Genomic DNA, 15,126 nt, shown 5'->3' on the forward strand with positions numbered 1-15,126 from the left:
ACCCGTCGCCGGCCGGCCCGCTCCCCGGAGGCCCCCGACGGGCCACCGGCCGCCGGCGCCGCCCCCCGGCCGCACCGTGAGCACCGGCGACGTCACCTCGATCCTCGCCGTGCTGGCCACCGTCGGCGCCGTGGCCGGGATCGGCGGGGCCGTGGCGTCGGTCCTGCCCGGGATCGGTCCCCGGCTGCGGGCCGCCGTCGCCGGCCAGGGCGTGCCCCTCGCCTGGCTGGTCGCCGTCGTCGCCACCGCCGGCAGCCTGCACCTCTCGGAGGGCGCGAGCTTCGTGCCGTGCCGGCTCTGCTGGTTCCAGCGCATCGCCATGTACCCGCTCGTGATCGTGCTCGGCGTGGGGTGGGTGCGCCGCGAGGCGGGGGCCCGGCTCACCGGGGCGGTGCTGGCCGGGCTCGGCCTCCTCGTCAACCTCTGGCACGTGGCCATCGAGCTGCGGCCGAGCCTCGAGGGCAGCTCCTGCGACCCGGCGACGCCGTGCTCGTTCCGGTGGATCGAGGTGTACGGCTTCTGGACCATCCCCCGCATGGCCACCGTCGCCTTCGGCCTCGTCCTCCTCGCCCTGGCCCTCGACGGGCCCCTTCGTCCGCGTCCCTCCCAGGAGGTCTCCGCCCCATGAGCCACAAGCCCCCCAAGGGCCGCCCCCTCGCCGGCGCCAGCCGCATCGAGTCCGCCCGCACCGGCCCGCAGATCCCGCTCTTCGCGGTCGCCGTGGGCGTCTTGGTCCTCGTGCTCGTCGCCGCCGGGATCGTCATCGCCGTCGGTGGCGGCGACGACGGCTCGGACGGGGGCACCCTCGCCCCCGGCGACCAGGCGTTCGGCCCCGTCACCGCCACCGGGAACCCCCTCCCCGAGTACGACGACCAGGCCGCTGAGGACCCCGCCGTCGGCCTGCCCGCCCCCGAGCTGGTGGGGGAGACGCCCTCGGGCGAGCCCATCACCATCGACCCGTCCGAGGGCCCCATGGTCGTCGTCTTCCTGGCCCACTGGTGCCCGCACTGCCAGGCCGAGGTGCCCCGCATCGTCGAGCTGGCCGACGACCAGGCGGAGATCGCCGGCGTGCCGTTCGTCGCCGTCCTGACCGGCAGCGACCCCAACGTCGAGAACTTCCCGCCCGGCGAGTGGCTGGCCCGCGAGGGCTGGCCCGCCGGCGCCATGGTCGACACCGAGCCCGAGCCGGGCCAGGTGCCGGTCGCCCTGTCGGCCTACGGGCTCTCGGGGTACCCGTTCCTGGTCGGCATCGACGCCGAGGGCAACGTGGCCGCCCGCTCGTCGGGCGAGCTGGGCGAGGACGGCTTGCAGGACTTCTTCGCCCAGCTGGCGCCCCCCGGCTGACCGTCCGCCGCACCGTCGGTGGGCCCGGGCTCGCCGGGGTGTCCCCAATCACCCGTCGACAGGTGAAACGGGCTGAAATACGCTCACGTGCATGAAGAGCACCCCCCATCGTGCCCGCCCGCTCGGAGCCGCCCTCGTGCTCGCCGTCCTCCTCCTGGCCGCCGCCGGGTGCGGGGACGGCGAGACGCCCGAGGACGCCCTGCGGGACGCAGCCCCCGGCGACTGCCTCGCCGCCCCCGAGGACCTCGACGACGACTACGAGGTCGTCGCCTGCGACGAGGCGGCCGACTACGAGGTCCTGCTGACCGTGGACGAGCGGCTCCCCGACGACCCCACCGGCGAGACCCCCACCCCCTGCGACGGGGAGCAGGCCTACGACTACGGGCTCTCGCTCACCCAGGGCGACCCGTTCAGCCTGTGCCTCCAGCAGCTCCCCCAGGAGGGGGACTGCGTGTACCAGGGCCGCTACATCGCGTGCGAGGACGGCGGCGGTGACGTCGTCGCCGCCGTCCTCCCCGACACCACCGACCCGGCCGCGTGCCCCTCGCCCGGCGCCCGGGGCCGGGTGTACGAGGAGGACGAGGTCGTCGTGTGCCTCAGCGCCAACGCCCCCTGACCGGCGGGCACCCGAGCCGGGACCGCTTCAGACCCCGGGGAGCTCCGGGGGGAGGCCGAACCGGGCGAAGTGGGACCACCCGAACGTGGTGATCTCGGCGATGCGCTCGCCCTCGACCCGGATCACGTCGAGCTTGAAGGCGCGGAAGCGGGTGTCGCCCGGGCGGCGCAGGTAGCTGCCGGCGGCCGGGAGGCGGTTGGCCCGGGTCGGCAGGGCCCGCCAGTCGCCCTCGCGCTCGGGCCCGAAGGCCCGCTCGAGGAGGGTGCGCAGGTCGTCGAGACCGGTGAAGACCGCAGGGGCGGGCGGCATGGTGATGCGGATGTCCTCGGTCGCGCAGGCCAGGGCGAGGGCGGCGTCACCCTCGTCGTTGGCCCGGACGAACCGGGCCAGCAGGTCCCGCTCGGCCGCGCCGACCTCGGGGGCCGACCAGTCGGCCCGCCGCTCGGGCAGCCGCTGCTGGAGCGTGGCCCGGGCCCGCTGCACGGCGCTGTTGGCCGCGGCCACCGTCGTCTCGAGGGCCTCGGCCGTCTCGACCGCGCTCCACCCGAGGACGTCGCGGGCGATGAGCGCGGCGCGCTGCCGGGGCGGCAGGGCCTGGAGGGCGACCAGAAACGTGAGCTCGATGGTCTCCCGATCGATCACCGTGGCGTCCGGTCCGTCGTCGGCGGCGGCGGCCTCGTCGAGCAGGGCGTCCGGGTAGGGCTGGAGCCAGGCCACCTCGGCGGCGGTCCCGGTGATGGGCCGGCGCCTCCGGCGCCGGATCTGGTCGAGGCACACGTTGGTGCACACCCGGTAGAGCCAGGCCCGCAGGTTGCCCCCTCCGGCGGCGATCCGCGCCCGGTGGCTCCAGGCCCGCAGCAGCGCCTCCTGGACGGCGTCCTCGGCCTCCTCGTAGGACGCGAGCATCCGGTAGCAGTGGACGTGGAGCTCGCGGTGGTGGCGCTGGGCCACCGCCGCGAACGCCTGGTCGTCGCCGGCGAGGGCGGCGGCGACGACCGGGTCCGGTCCGCCGGGGTCGCTCACGACGCCGCCCGGCTGGCGATCTCCTGGAGCAGCCAGACGTTGCCGTCGGGGTCGGACAGCTCGGCGAAGGTGGCGTAGTCCTGGCGCCGGGGGTCGACGCCGTCGGCCCGACCCTCGGCGCCGAAGTGGAACGGGTCGCCGACCTCGACGCCCCGGCCCCGCAGGTCGGCCACCGCCGCCTCGATCTCGGTGACGACGAGGTGGAGGCCCTGGGCCGAGCCCGGCTCGGCCGTGGTGATCCCGGTGCCGAACCCGACCGAGCAGGCCGAGCCCGGGGGCGTCAGCTGGACGATGCGGAAGTCGCCGGCCCGGTGGTCGGTGTCGCAGGTGAACCCCACCTGCTCGTAGAACGCCTTGCTCCGGTCGATGTCGGTCACGGGGATGATGACCAGCTCGAGCTGCATGTCCATGGGTGTGCCTCCTGGGGACGGGCGGGCGGGTGCCCGCTCACCTCGTGCAACGACACCGAGCACGAGGACTCATCGGTCGCCCGATGACCTCGTGCGACGCAGGCGAACCTGCGCCCCGCCGACGACATCGACCACCTCCTACGCGCCGGCGAGGCGCTCGATCACGGGCTCCATGGCGTCGAGGTCGGCCAGCGACAGCCCGATGCCGCTGATGCCGAGCGTCTCGCGCCGCTCGACCAGGTCGTCGACGATCTGCTCGACCGTGCCGCACAGGGCGTGGGGGGAGCGCAGCGACTCCTCGGCCGGGATGCCGAAGGCGGGGGCGAGCGCCTCGGCCGTCCCCTGGCGGTCGTCGGTGACGACGACGACGTGGATCCGGGTCTGCAGCTCGAGGCCGGCGTAGCGGTCCCCGGCGGCGGCGTGGATCCAGCGCAGCTTCTGGATCGTCGCCGCCTCGGTGGCGCTGGGGCCGGCGGCGGCGTCGATCACGCCCTTGGCCAGCTTCGGGTTGAGCCCGACCACGTCGGCGTGGCGACCGGCCACCTCCAGCACCCTCCTCCCCCCTCCGCCGATGACGATGGGGAGGTCCGACGACGGCTTGGGGCTGCCGGACAGGCCGTCGATCCGGTAGTGCTCGCCGTGGAAGGTGCACGGGCCCTCGGAGAAGAGGCCGCGGACGACCTGGACCGCCTCCTCCAGGCGGTCCACCCGCACCGGGGCCGGGTCCAGGGCGATGCCGGCGTGCTCGTAGTCCGTCGTCATCCACCCGGCGCCCAGCCCCAGCTCGAAGCGCCCCTCGGAGAGGATGTCGAGCGTCGCCGCCTCCTTGGCCAGCACCGCCGGGTGGCGGAAGTCGTTGCAGAAGACGAGGGCGCCGACCCGGAGCGTGGTGGTGGCGTCGGCCGCGGCCATGAGGGCGGCGATGGGCGCCAGCTGGTCGTCGAGGTGGTCCGAGACCGTCATCCGGTAGGCCCCGATGCCCTCGAGCCGGCGGGCCAGGGCCGTCCACGACGCCTTGTCCATCTCGGGCGGCGAGGAGCACTGCACCCCGAACCGGAAGGGCTTGGGGTCGGGCAGCGGCACGGCGGTCTCGGGCACGAATGCATTCGACCACGCCGCCGCGGTCCGGGTCACAGCCCTCCGCCGGCCGCCGGTCGGTGCCGGCCGGATCAGCCGGCGGCGAGGGCGGCGCGGATGCTGCGGTCGAAGGCGACCTGGGCGGCGTCGAAGCCCCCGCTGCCGGCCAGGTGGGCGGGGGCGCCGCCCAGGGCGTCGACGAGGTGCCGCCGGCCCTGGCGGCCCCACTCGTCCTCGACCCACCGCTCGAGGAAGTGCGGCTCGCGCTCGGCGTGGGTCCGGGGCCGGGTCGTGGCGATGGCCGCGAGCATCGCCTCCGTCAGCTCGGGGATGCCGGCCCCCGTGCGGGCGCTGGTGCGGTGGATCTCGGGCGGGTCGGCGTCGAAGGGGCGGGCCAGGCCGAGGCTCCCCTTGAGCTGGTGGTAGCTGCTCTCGGCGCTGGGCTCGTCGCACTTGTTGAGGATGAAGGCGTCGGGGACCTCGATGATCCCGGCCTTGAGGAACTGCACCTCGTCGCCGCCGAGGGGCTGGAGCACCAGGTAGACCCGGTCGGCCAGGTGGCGGACGTCGGCTTCGCTCTGGCCGATGCCGACGGTCTCGACCACCACGCACCGGAAGAGACGGGTCAGCAGCCGGCAGACCTGGAACGTCGAGGGCGACAGCCCACCCAGCTCGGTCGCCGACGCCTGGCTGCGGAAGTAGAGGCGGCGCTCGTCGAGCGGGGCGCGCATCCGGGTCCGGTCGCCGAGGAGCGACCCGCCCGAGATGTGGCTCGAGGGGTCGACGGCGACGACGGCGATCGACAGGTCGGGGTCGGCGGCGAGGGCGTCGAGGGTCAGCCGGGCCAGGAGGGACGACTTGCCCGACCCGGGCGTGCCGGTGACGCCCAGCACGACGCACTCGGGACCAGGGTCGACGTCGAGGGCCGCCAGCACCCGGGCCCGGTCGTCGGCGGCCGCCGGCCGGGAGTCCTCGAAGACGCCGATGAGGCGGGAGACGGCGGCCTTCTCGCGCTCGCGGGCCCGGGCGACGAGGTCGGCCAGCTCGTGGTCGGCGGCGGGGAGGGCGCTCACCCGACCGACCGTAGGGGCTGCCGCCCGGGCTCCCGAACCCGTCGCGTCCGGCTCCTGCCGCGCCGGGCCGCGTGGGCGGCCATCGCCGTTCTGACACCGCTCCCGGCCAGCCGTGTCGCCTGGCGCGAACAGAACCGAGGATGGCGACGGAGGTCGATCGATGAGCAAGACCAGCCGGCTTCGTGGCCGGGGCGCCCGGACCCGATGGGCTCCGCATCGGCGAGACCCACCGCTCTCCAGTGTCGTTCGGGGCAGGCAGACATCGTGTGACGCGGCGCTACGACCCGGCGAACCAGCCGGGGACGTCGAACCGCACCGCTCCGCCGTCGGGGCCGAGGAGGGCACCCAGGGTCCGTTCCAGACCGGCGATCCGCCGCTCGCCCACCTCGGCGATCCAGCGGTCCCGCAGCTCGCCGAGGATCCGCCCCGACCGGACGAGGCAATCGTGCCCGGCGGGGGTCAGGACGATCACCTGGCGCCGCCCGTCGCGGTCGTCGGCGGTGCGGTCGACGTAGCCCAGCTGCTCGAGCCGGGCGACGGTGCGGGCGGCGGCCTGCTTGGTCACGCCGAGGGCGTCGGCCAGCGTGCCCGGGCTCGTCGCCCCGCGACCGATGGCCTGGAGGGCGAACCCGTGCGTGGGGCGGACGTCGGGGTGGCCCTCGGCGGACAGCTGGGCGTGGAGGTCGTCGATCAGGGCCCGGAAGCCGGCCAGCAGGAGGAGGGGCAGCTCGGCTCCGGGCTCGCTCACGCTTGACACGATATCGACAACGCGCTTGTCTAGATAGACACCCATGTTGTCGATATCGAGGAGGCCGTCGTGGCCGTCATCCCTGCCGGCGAGCGCCGGGTCACCACCACCCCCAACGCCACCATGACCACGTGCTGCAGCCCGGAGCAGGGCGCCGCCGGGATCACCCTCTGGCTCACGGCCATGGCTCCCGGCGCCCAGGGCCCGTGGCACCGCCTCGACGGCGAGCAGGTCCTGACCGTCCTGGCCGGCGCCGTGAGCCTCGAGCACGCTGGCACGACCGTCCGGCTCCTGCCGGGCGACACCGCCGTGATCCCCGCCCACGACGAGCGCCGCCTGACCGCCGACGCCGAGGGCGGGACCGAGATGGCCTGCGCCGCCACCCGCCCGCTCCGGGCCCACGACGGCGAGGGCACCGACCGCGGCATCCCGGACTGGATGCGCTGAGGGCGGACCTACCCTGGCGCCGTGCTGGTCCAGATGCGGCTCCGGGAACCGATCGAGCGGGGTGAGGTCGACCTCCTCTTCCGCCGGTGGAAGCGGCTCCAGGCCGTCGTCGGCCACACCTACCGGACCGCGGCGGGGCGGCTGCGGGTCACCGCCATCGACGTCGTCGACCCCGCCGACCTCACCGCCGACGACGCCCGCCGCTCGGGCCACGCCGACGTCGCCGCCCTACGGGCGTCGCTCCGCGGCGACGAGGCCCTCCCGACCTACCGCATCGCCGTCGAGGTCGACACCGACCCCGACCCTCGCTCTCTGCTGGCCGCCGACGACGCCCTCGACGACGACGCCGTCGCCGAGCTCGACCGCCGGCTCGCCCGGCTCGACGCCGCCAGCTCGTGGGGGCCGTGGACCATGGCGACGCTGCGGCTGATCGCGGCCCGGCCGGCCACGGTGTCCACCGTCCTGGCCGAGACCTTGGGCCGGGAGCGCCAGCCGTTCAAGCTCGACGTGCGCAAGCTGAAGGCCCTGGGCCTGACCGAGAGCCTCGAGGTGGGCTACCGCCTGTCGCGGCGCGGCGAGGCCTACCTCGCCCGCACCACCCGCCCCGGCTGACGCGACGGATCACCTCGGAGGTGATCCGTGTTCGGCTGCACGCCTCGGAGGCGACGCGTGATCCGTCGCTGTCGCACCCCCTGCGTAGGGTCGAGGGAGATGGGACGGCTGCTGCTCGTCCTCGTGCTGCTGCTCGGCGGGTGCGGGGTCGTGCTCGACGACGGAGGGGGCGGGGAGCCGGCGGCGCGGGCCGCGGCGCCGGCTCCGGAGGGGCTGCCCGAGGGGCGCGACGTCACCGTCACCTCGATCACCGACGGCGACACCTTCCGCGCCGGCGAGGAGAGGGTCCGGCTGATCGGCATCGACACGCCCGAGGTGTCCTTCGGCGTCGAGTGCTACGGGCACGAGGCGACCGCTGCGCTCGAGCGGCTGATCCCGGTGGGGACCGAGGTCCGCCTCGTCGGCGACGTCGAGCCCGTCGACCGCTACGACCGGACCCTGGCCTACGTGTACCGGCGCGCCGACGGGCTCCACGTCAACCTGCGCCTGGCCGAGGAGGGCTACGCCCTGCCCCTCACCGTCCCGCCCAACGTGGCCCACGAGCGGGCCTTCGCCGACGCCGCCGCCCGGGCCCGCCAGGCGAACCTCGGCCTCTGGTCCGCGTGTTGAGATCTCAGTCACTCGTTCGCTGACGCTCACTCCGTTCCTTCGAGCTTGACGTGCTCGCTGCGCTCGCCCTGAAGACCTTCCCAGCGACGGAGCCCTCGTCCCTCGGGCCCACGCCGCTTCGTGCGGGGGAGACCCCCGCACCCCCAGCGGCGGTGATGATGTGGGTGGAGAGGCCCCTCCGGGCGGTCTGACTCTCCCAGCGGCTGACCTTCCCTTGTGGGGGTGTCTTGGCGCAGATCTGTCGGCCGCCCGGGGGGCTTCTCCGGTTGCGCCTGCTGGCTTGGCGTCCGTGACTTCATAGGAGCCTGGCCTGGTCCCATCACCGTCTTGTCCGCGTTGCCGGCTGGCGGGCGCTGTCCCTCGAACAAGGAGCAGCAATGGTGACCACGATGACAGACGACCCGGTGCGCGTCACGGGCGGCGTCGATACCCACAAGCACGTCCATGTGGCCGCCGCCCTCGATGGCCGGGGCGGGGTGTTGGGGGTGAGGGAGTTCCCGGCCACGGGTGCAGGTCATGTCGATCTGCGGGGTTGGTTGGGCTCGTTCGGGACCGTGGACGCTGTCGGGGTCGAAGGAACTGGGTCCTGGGGGGCCGGGTTGTGTCGATCGCTGCGCGAGGCCCAGGTCACCGTCCATGAGGTCTGGCGCCCGAACCGTCAACGTCGTCGCAGGACCGGCAAGTCCGACCCTGCCGATGCTGTGGCGGCTGCCCGGGCTGTTCAGGCCGGTGACGGCCTGGCGGTCCCGAAGGACCGGACCGGGCCTGCTGAGGCCGCCCGTCTCGCTCGCATCAGCCGAGACTCGCTCACCCGGGAGCTCACCAAGCTGGCCAACCAGATCCACGCGGTGATCGACAGCACCGCCTCGGAGACGCTCCGAGACCGCTACCGGCACAAGACGATCTCGCAGATCGCCACCGAGGCCGCCCGGTCCCGCCCGGGGGGCGAGGTCACGAACCCCGACGTCATGGCCGCCATCACCCTGCGGCGCCTTGCTCGGCGGTGGCTCGCAGCCAGCGTCGAACGCGACGAGGTCGACATCGACTTGAAGGTCATCGTCGAAGCCGCCGCCCCCCAACTGCTCGATGAGCCCGGCATCGGCGTCGATGTTGCGTCGGTCTTCATCGTCAGCCTCGGCGACAACCCCGACCGCATGGCCACCGACGCAGCAGCCGCAGCCGCCTGGGGCGCCAGCCCCGTCGATGCCAGCAGCGGCCTCCACCAGCGACACCGGCTCAACCGCGGCGGCGACCGCCAAGCCAACCGGGCCCTCTACATCGTCGCCCTGTGCCGCATGCGATGGGACCCCACCACCCAGGCCTACATCGCCCGCCGAATCGCCGAGGGAAAGACCAAGAAGGAAGCGATCCGCGCCCTCAAACGCCACCTCGCCCGCCGCATCTGGCGCCTCCTCACACAAACCCCCGCCCCCTGCCCCTCGCCTTGACATCCATAGGAGCATCTGCGCCGGGCTGGACTGCTGTCCGTGCGCCCGTCTCGTCGCCGAGATCGGGGCCCCACCGCGAGACGTGGCTAGGCGCCGACGAGCCTGAGGACGTCGGCGGGGGTGGCCTTGCCGTCGAAGGTGACCGAGCCGTCGCGGAGGGCGACGACCCGGTCGACCCGGGTGACGAACTCGGGGTCGTGGGTGGCGACGACGACGGCCGCCCCGTCGTCGTGGACCTCGTCGAGCAGCTCCAGCAGGGCGGCCCGCCCCGGCGCGTCGAGCCCGACGAAGGGCTCGTCGACCAGCAGGAGCGAGAAGGGGCGGGCCAGGCCGAGGAGCAACGACGCCTTCTGGCGCAGGCCGCGGCTGAACCGGCTCGGCAGATCGTCGATGCGGTCGGCCAGGCCGAGGCGCTCGGCCACACCCTCGGCGTAGTCGTCGAAGCCGTCGCCGCCGAACAGCCGGGAGACGTACTCGACGTGCTCGACGACGGAGAGGTCGTCGTACAGGACCGGGTCGTCGGGGAGGTAGGAGGTGGTGGCCCGGGCGTGGACGTCCCCGCCGGGCCAGCCGGCGACCTCCACCGTGCCGCCGTCGGCGTCGAGCAGGCCGGCCACGATCCGCAGGAGGGTGGACTTGCCCGACCCGTTGTGGCCGACGAGGGCGATCCGCTCCCCCGCCCCCACCTCGAGGTCGACGGGCTCGAGGGCGGGCACGCCCCCGTAGGCGCGGTGCACCCCCTCGACCCGCAGGGCGGGGTAGGTCTCAGGCTCGCTCATCGTCGATCGTCCTCCTCGGACCCCGCGTCATCGTCATCGTCGCCGTCGGACCCCGTCGACGCGCTCCGCTGCGCCTCCTGGGCCTCGTTCCACCACCGGGTGATCTCCTCGCGCTGGTGGACCCATCCCAGGACCAGCCCGACCAGGACGATCACCCCGGCCCAGGCCGTGGTCGTCCCCTGCATCTGGGGCCGCCCGGCCTCGATGTTGGCCTCGACGATCAGCAGGGGCAGCGCCCCCACCACCGCCACGGCCAGGGGCAGCACCGACTTCAGGACCAGCCCGATGCCGGCCACCTCGGGGGCCATCAGGGCCAGGTCGCTCTTGTGCGAGGGCTGGCCCGACACCACGTTGCCCACCGCCCCGGCCACGCCGGCGACGGCCGCGACCACCCCGGTGACGAGGGCCGGCCCGAGGGGGACCTGCCCGGCGCCCGGCAGCGCCGCCACCGCGCCCACCAGCAGGCCGAGCCCGGCGGCCACCACGAACGAGGGGATGAGGAGGGAGATGAACAGCGCGCCCTCGGGGTGGCGGTAGAGCTCGCGCCGACTGGGGTGGTCGACCTCCTGGGCGAGCGGCTCGACCAGGTCCAGGCCGGCCAACCACAGCGCCGCCCCGACGGCGATCACCAGCGGGGCGGTGCCGCTCCACATCCCGCGCAGGGCGGCGCCGGCGACGAGGGCCAGGAGCGCCAGCCGGGCGACCCGGCTGGCGGGGAAGCGGAGGATGCCGTGCCAGGCGCGGAGGCCGATCGGCGAGAGCCATCCCGCCACCCGCCCAAGCCGGATCCACGGACGGTCACGAGGCCGGTCGGCGGCGAGCTGGCGGCGCAGGACCAGCACGGTCCGCACGTCCTGCAGGGTCGCGGCGAAGCGGATCTGACCGACGAGGGCGGTGCGCCGCTCGGCCGCCTCCACCGACAGCCCACCCACGCCGATCAGGCCGAGGACGAGCAGGACGAGGGCGGCGACGACGGGCAGGACGGCGACCGGGTGAAGGTCGAGCGGGGCCAGGGCCAGCCACCCCACCGCTCGGCCGGGCGAGGCCGGGATCGCCGTGCCGCCGACCTCGGCCCCGGCCACGTCGGCGACGGCCCAGCCGACGAGGGCGAACCCGATGGCGGTCGCCGCCGGGCGGGGCAGCCGGCGACCGGACGCGACGAGGGCGGCGCCGAGGCTGAGCCCGACGACGGTGGCCATGGCGGCGGCGCCGGCGAGGATCCACTCGACGGCCTCCTGGTCGGGGAACCGCCGGTCGGCGAAGAGGCCGATGGTGGCGCCCAGCAGCACGGCCGGGAGCAGCGAGGAGCGGACCTGGCGCCACGCCGGGCCCCGCAGGGCCCGGCCCCGGTCGACGGGGGCGAGGAGGACGTGGCGCACATCGGCCGCCTCCACCGCCAGGGGGCCGCCCCGGCTGCCCGACCGGAGGCCGACGGCGAAGGCGACGGTGGCGATCAGGCCCACCACGGCCGGTCCGTCCCGGGTGACGTCGACGACCTGGGCCCGACTCAGCGGGGCGTCGCCCACGGCCCCGGCCACCGCGACCACCGCCACCGAGCCGATGATGGCCGCCACGTAGACGCGGTAGAGGGCGTCCACCCAGTGGATCTCGGCGACCCGGCGCTGGCGCCGGGCCCGCCGCAGCTCGCCGAGGCGGGCCGGGTCGACCGGGAGGTCGTGGACGTCGTCATCCGGGGCGGCGGCGACGTCCGTGGGCACGGCTCGCGACGCTACGCCCGCCGCCACCCCCGGTCCCAGGCAGCCCGAGGTCCGGGCGGCGGGGCGCCCGCCGTAGATTCGAGTCCCGTGCTCCCTCTGCCCCGGCGTCGCGCCCTCGCCCTGCTGGCCCTCGTGGTCGGCATGGCGCTGGGCGTCCTCGCCGGATCCACGCCCGCCGGGGCCCACGCGACCCTCCAGGGGACGAGCCCCAGCGACGACGCCGTGGTCGACGAGGTCCCGGCGGCGATCGTCTTGACCTTCGACGAGCCGGTCAGCGCGTCGACCGGTGCCGTCCAGGTCATCGCCCCCGAGGGCGGACGGGTCGACGGGTCGGTCGATCGGACCGACGGGGGCCGGAGCGTCTCGATCGGCGTCGACGGCGACGCCCGGGGCACCTACACGGTCGCCTACCGGGTCGTCAGCGACGACGGCCACACCATCTCGGGCTCGTTCGTGTTCCACGTGGGCGAGCGGACCGGGGCGGCGACGATCGACCAGACGATCCCCACCAGCACCTCCGCGGTCGGCGGGGTGGGACGGTGGCTGGGCTACGCCGGGGCTGCCGTGGCCGTGGGATCGGCCCTCCTCCTCGTCCTCCTCCGCCGCGGGCCGGCCCCGGCCGCGACCGCGGCGACGACGGCCCTCGGGACGCTGGTGGTCGGCGGGGCGGCGGCGAGCGCCCTGGGCACGACTGCCGCCCTCGTGGCCCAGACGGCGACGACGACCGGGCGCTCGCTGGTCGGGGCCCTCTCCCTCGTGCCCGACGTGGCCGGCGACAGCCGGTCGGTGGCCGTCGCCCTCCTGCGGGCGGCCGTCCTGGTCGGCGCCACCCTCGTCGGCGTGGCCGGGCGGGCCCGACGCCTGCCCGGCGTCCTCGTCGCCACCGGGGTGCTGGTCGCCGCCGCCGGCCTGCTGGCCCCCGTCGCCGGGCACCCGTGGACGGCTGACCCCCGAGGCCTCGCCGTCCCGGCCGATGCCCTCCACCTGCTGGCCGCCTCGGTGTGGCTGGGGATGCTCGTCGGCCTGGCCGTCGTGGCGCCGCGCCTGGCCGACCCCGACCACGCCGTCCGCCTCGTCTCCCGGTCGGCGGTGGTGGCGGCGGCGGTGGTGGTCGTGACGGGGGCGACGTCGGCGTGGCTCCTGCTCGGCTCGGTCGAGGCCGCCACCGACACCGGGTCGGGCCAGCTGGTGCTGCTGAAGGTGCTCGGCTTCGGGGTGCTGGTGGGTCTCGGGTGGGTCAACCGCAGCCGGCTCGTGCCGCTCCTCGGGCGGCTGGCCGACGACGGCGCCCCCGACCGGCGGAGCGCCGTCGCCCGGGGTCGCCTCCTCCAGGTGGTGCGGGCCGAGGTTCTGGTCGGGGCCCTGGTCCTGGCCGTGACCGCCGGCCTCGTCAACCAGCCGCCCGGCCGGGACACGCTCGCCCAGCCCTACTCCGACGTCCGGACGGTCGAGGACCTGACCCTCCTCCTCGAGGTGACCCCGGCGCGAGCAGGGGACAACACCATGCACCTCTACCTGACCGACGCCGCCGGCCAGCCCGCCAAGTACGACGCCCTCGAGATCACCGTCTCCCGCGACGGCATCCCGCCGCGCCGCCTCGACGGCGTCACGCCCATCAGCCCCGACCACGCCAGCGTCTACGGCGCGTCGCTCCCGTCCCCGGGAACGTGGACGGTGGCGGTCACGACCGTCACCGACACCACCCCCCGCCAGTTCTCCTTCGAGGTGCCCCTCCGATGACGACCCGTCCCGCCCCCCGCGCCCTCGCCGCCCTCCTCGGGCTGGTGGCCGTGCTCCTCCTCGCCGTCCCCCCCGCCGGGGCCCACGGGGGCGAGGGGCTGCTCGAGGTCACCTCGGTGACCCGCGATGGCGGCGAGGTCACCGTCACCGCCCGCCTCACCTTCGTGGCCGACGGCCACGGCGTGCCCGACGCCACGGTCACGGTGGTCGTCGCCGACGGCACGCCGGTCCCGATGACGCCGGCCGCGGCCGAGGGCGACTACCAGGCGACGGTCTCGGCCGCGCCCGGCTCCTCGATCCGGGTCACCTCGGTCGAGCCGGCCGCGACGGCCGAGGCGGTGGCACCGCCCCTGGCGGTGACGACCACCACCGCACCGACCACCACCACGGCTCCGCCGGGCACCGACGACGACCAGACGACGTCGACCACCGAGGAGGCGGCCGTGCCCACCACCTCGGCCGCGGGCTCCGACGGCGACGGGGGCGGCGACGACGGGGGCACGAGCCCGGTCGTGATCGGGGCGATCGCGGCCGTCGTGCTCGCCGCCGGCGCCACGGCCGCCATCCTCCTCTGGAAGCGCCCCGACGGGGCGGCCGACGACGGGGGCACCGGGGCATGAGCCCCCTCCAGGCCCGCGACCCCAACGAGTCCGAGGACCTGCAGGACGCGTCCCAGGCGGGAGAGGGGGTCCCGGGGCTCACCGAGATCGACCACATCGCCATCGCCGTCCACGACCTGCCCGGCGCCCTGGACACCTACCGCGAGGCGTTCGGGGCGGTGGTCGAGCACCGGGAGGAGCTGGTCGACGAGGGCGTCGAGGTGGCCCTGCTGAAGGTGGCCGAGAGCTACGTGCAGCTGCTCACGCCGACCCACGACGACTCGGAGCTGTCGGTGTTCCTCGAGGAGCGGGGCGAGGGCCTGCACCACGTCGGGTTCCGGGTCGACGACGTGGCCGCCGTGCTCGACGTCCTCGCCGCCCAGGGCTACGAGCTGGTCGACGAGGAGCCCCGTCCGGGCAGCCGCGGCACGCTGATCGCCTTCGTGCACCCCCGCGCCATGCACGGCACGCTCATCTGCCTCGTCGAGGAGTAGGGCGACCGATGCCGAGCCGGGTGCGGAAGCGGCCGGCCCCCTCCACCTCGACGCCCGGGGGCAGGCGGGCGACCAGGCCCCGGTCCGAGGTGACCACGGTGAGGGCGGGCTCGTCGGCGTAGGTCTCGTCGACCACCTCCACGATGCGATCGTCGGCGGCGTCGCGCCCGGCCCGCCGGGCGAAGTCCACGGTGAGGTTCCCGCCGGCGAGCTCGGCCATCCGGGGCTCGTGGCGCCCGTCGAACACCACGGTGACAGCGTCGTCGTGGGTCCGGGCCCACTCGGCGATGGCCTGGGTCAGCCGGACCGACGCGCCGACGGGATCGTTCCACCAGCCGTCGGCGCCCGCCCCCATGACGTTGTTCCCGTCGACGAGCCAGAGCACGGTC

The 15,126-nt window shown here is 75.2% G+C and carries 18 protein-coding genes; 10 read left to right on the forward strand and 8 right to left on the reverse strand.

All coding sequences use genetic code 11. The features are described from left to right. Nucleotides 1-76 precede the first annotated feature (76 nt). The 3 genes from HC251_RS22945 (at nt 77) to HC251_RS22955 (ending at nt 1,960) form a co-directional block, all read left to right on the forward strand. The gene (locus HC251_RS22945) at nt 77-628 is read left to right on the forward strand and encodes a disulfide bond formation protein B (protein ID WP_219942948.1); all 552 of its coding nucleotides are present in this window, start codon (nt 77-79) and stop codon (nt 626-628) included. Next, on the forward strand, nt 625-1,344 hold the full coding sequence (locus HC251_RS22950) for a TlpA disulfide reductase family protein (protein ID WP_219942949.1): 720 nt from the start codon (nt 625-627) through the stop codon (nt 1,342-1,344). The genes HC251_RS22945 and HC251_RS22950 overlap by 4 nt, the downstream gene beginning before the upstream one ends. A 91-nt stretch (nt 1,345-1,435) precedes the next feature. Continuing rightward, nucleotides 1,436-1,960 (forward strand): hypothetical protein, encoded by a 525-nt coding sequence (locus HC251_RS22955; RefSeq protein ID WP_219942950.1) that lies wholly within the window; start codon nt 1,436-1,438, stop codon nt 1,958-1,960. A gap of 27 nt (nt 1,961-1,987) precedes the next feature. Here the strand turns inward: HC251_RS22955 and HC251_RS22960 are convergent, their stop codons facing one another. From HC251_RS22960 to HC251_RS22980, 5 genes are all read right to left on the reverse strand, one after another. Beyond that, complete coding sequence (locus HC251_RS22960) at nt 1,988-2,983, reverse strand: RNA polymerase subunit sigma-70 (RefSeq protein WP_219942951.1); 996 nt, start codon at nt 2,981-2,983, stop codon at nt 1,988-1,990. After that, a complete protein-coding gene (locus tag HC251_RS22965) occupies nt 2,980-3,393 on the reverse strand; it encodes a VOC family protein (protein ID WP_255566532.1) in 414 nt (137 codons plus the stop codon). Before HC251_RS22965 ends, HC251_RS22960 begins: the two co-directional genes overlap by 4 nt. A 138-nt stretch (nt 3,394-3,531) precedes the next feature. After that, nucleotides 3,532-4,491, reverse strand: a complete 960-nt coding sequence (locus tag HC251_RS22970; protein ID WP_219942952.1) for a TIGR03621 family F420-dependent LLM class oxidoreductase — start codon at nt 4,489-4,491, stop codon at nt 3,532-3,534. A 71-nt stretch (nt 4,492-4,562) separates the two neighbouring features. Beyond that, complete coding sequence (locus HC251_RS22975) at nt 4,563-5,543, reverse strand: hypothetical protein (protein ID WP_219942953.1); 981 nt, start codon at nt 5,541-5,543, stop codon at nt 4,563-4,565. 277 nt (nt 5,544-5,820) lie between these two features. Next, nucleotides 5,821-6,291, reverse strand: a complete 471-nt coding sequence (locus HC251_RS22980; RefSeq protein ID WP_219942954.1) for a MarR family winged helix-turn-helix transcriptional regulator — start codon at nt 6,289-6,291, stop codon at nt 5,821-5,823. 69 nt (nt 6,292-6,360) lie between these two features. Between HC251_RS22980 and HC251_RS22985 the strand changes: the two genes are divergently transcribed. From HC251_RS22985 to HC251_RS23000, 4 genes are all read left to right on the forward strand, one after another. Next, the gene (locus tag HC251_RS22985) at nt 6,361-6,738 is read left to right on the forward strand and encodes a cupin domain-containing protein (protein WP_219942955.1); all 378 of its coding nucleotides are present in this window, start codon (nt 6,361-6,363) and stop codon (nt 6,736-6,738) included. Nucleotides 6,739-6,759: 21 nt separating this feature from the next. Beyond that, nucleotides 6,760-7,350 carry a hypothetical protein gene (locus HC251_RS22990; RefSeq protein WP_219942956.1) on the forward strand — a complete coding sequence of 197 codons (591 nt, stop codon included), beginning with the start codon at nt 6,760-6,762 and terminating at the stop codon, nt 7,348-7,350. Nucleotides 7,351-7,449: 99 nt separating this feature from the next. Continuing rightward, nucleotides 7,450-7,959 (forward strand): thermonuclease family protein, encoded by a 510-nt coding sequence (locus tag HC251_RS22995; protein WP_219942957.1) that lies wholly within the window; start codon nt 7,450-7,452, stop codon nt 7,957-7,959. 389 nt (nt 7,960-8,348) lie between these two features. Then, nucleotides 8,349-9,407, forward strand: a complete 1,059-nt coding sequence (locus HC251_RS23000) for an IS110 family transposase (protein ID WP_219941153.1) — start codon at nt 8,349-8,351, stop codon at nt 9,405-9,407. 86 nt (nt 9,408-9,493) lie between these two features. On the opposite strand, the gene HC251_RS23005 is transcribed toward HC251_RS23000, so the two are convergent. Together HC251_RS23005 and HC251_RS23010 are read right to left on the reverse strand one after the other, a co-directional pair. Continuing rightward, nucleotides 9,494-10,186, reverse strand: a complete 693-nt coding sequence (locus HC251_RS23005) for an ABC transporter ATP-binding protein (protein WP_219942958.1) — start codon at nt 10,184-10,186, stop codon at nt 9,494-9,496. Then, nucleotides 10,183-11,904: a hypothetical protein gene (locus HC251_RS23010; protein WP_219942959.1), complete on the reverse strand. Its 1,722-nt coding sequence runs from the start codon at nt 11,902-11,904 to the stop codon at nt 10,183-10,185. The genes HC251_RS23005 and HC251_RS23010 overlap by 4 nt, the downstream gene beginning before the upstream one ends. A gap of 87 nt (nt 11,905-11,991) precedes the next feature. Here HC251_RS23010 and HC251_RS23015 point away from each other — a divergent pair, with 87 nt between their 5' ends. Genes HC251_RS23015 through mce form a run of 3 tightly spaced genes read left to right on the forward strand, consistent with a single transcriptional unit; the run spans nt 11,992 to nt 14,737 of the window. Then, nucleotides 11,992-13,644, forward strand: a complete 1,653-nt coding sequence (locus HC251_RS23015) for a copper resistance CopC/CopD family protein (protein WP_219942960.1) — start codon at nt 11,992-11,994, stop codon at nt 13,642-13,644. Continuing rightward, nucleotides 13,641-14,264, forward strand: a complete 624-nt coding sequence (locus HC251_RS23020) for a hypothetical protein (protein WP_219942961.1) — start codon at nt 13,641-13,643, stop codon at nt 14,262-14,264. Before HC251_RS23015 ends, HC251_RS23020 begins: the two co-directional genes overlap by 4 nt. Further along, a complete protein-coding gene (gene mce, locus HC251_RS23025; RefSeq protein WP_219942962.1) occupies nt 14,261-14,737 on the forward strand; it encodes a methylmalonyl-CoA epimerase in 477 nt (158 codons plus the stop codon). The genes HC251_RS23020 and mce overlap by 4 nt, the downstream gene beginning before the upstream one ends. On the opposite strand, the gene HC251_RS23030 is transcribed toward mce, so the two are convergent. Next, nucleotides 14,715-15,122 (reverse strand): NYN domain-containing protein, encoded by a 408-nt coding sequence (locus HC251_RS23030; RefSeq protein ID WP_219942963.1) that lies wholly within the window; start codon nt 15,120-15,122, stop codon nt 14,715-14,717. The genes mce and HC251_RS23030 overlap by 23 nt on opposite strands. Nucleotides 15,123-15,126 lie beyond the last annotated feature (4 nt).

The organism is Iamia sp. SCSIO 61187 (assembly GCF_019443745.1).
GTDB lineage: Bacteria > Actinomycetota > Acidimicrobiia > Acidimicrobiales > Iamiaceae > Iamia.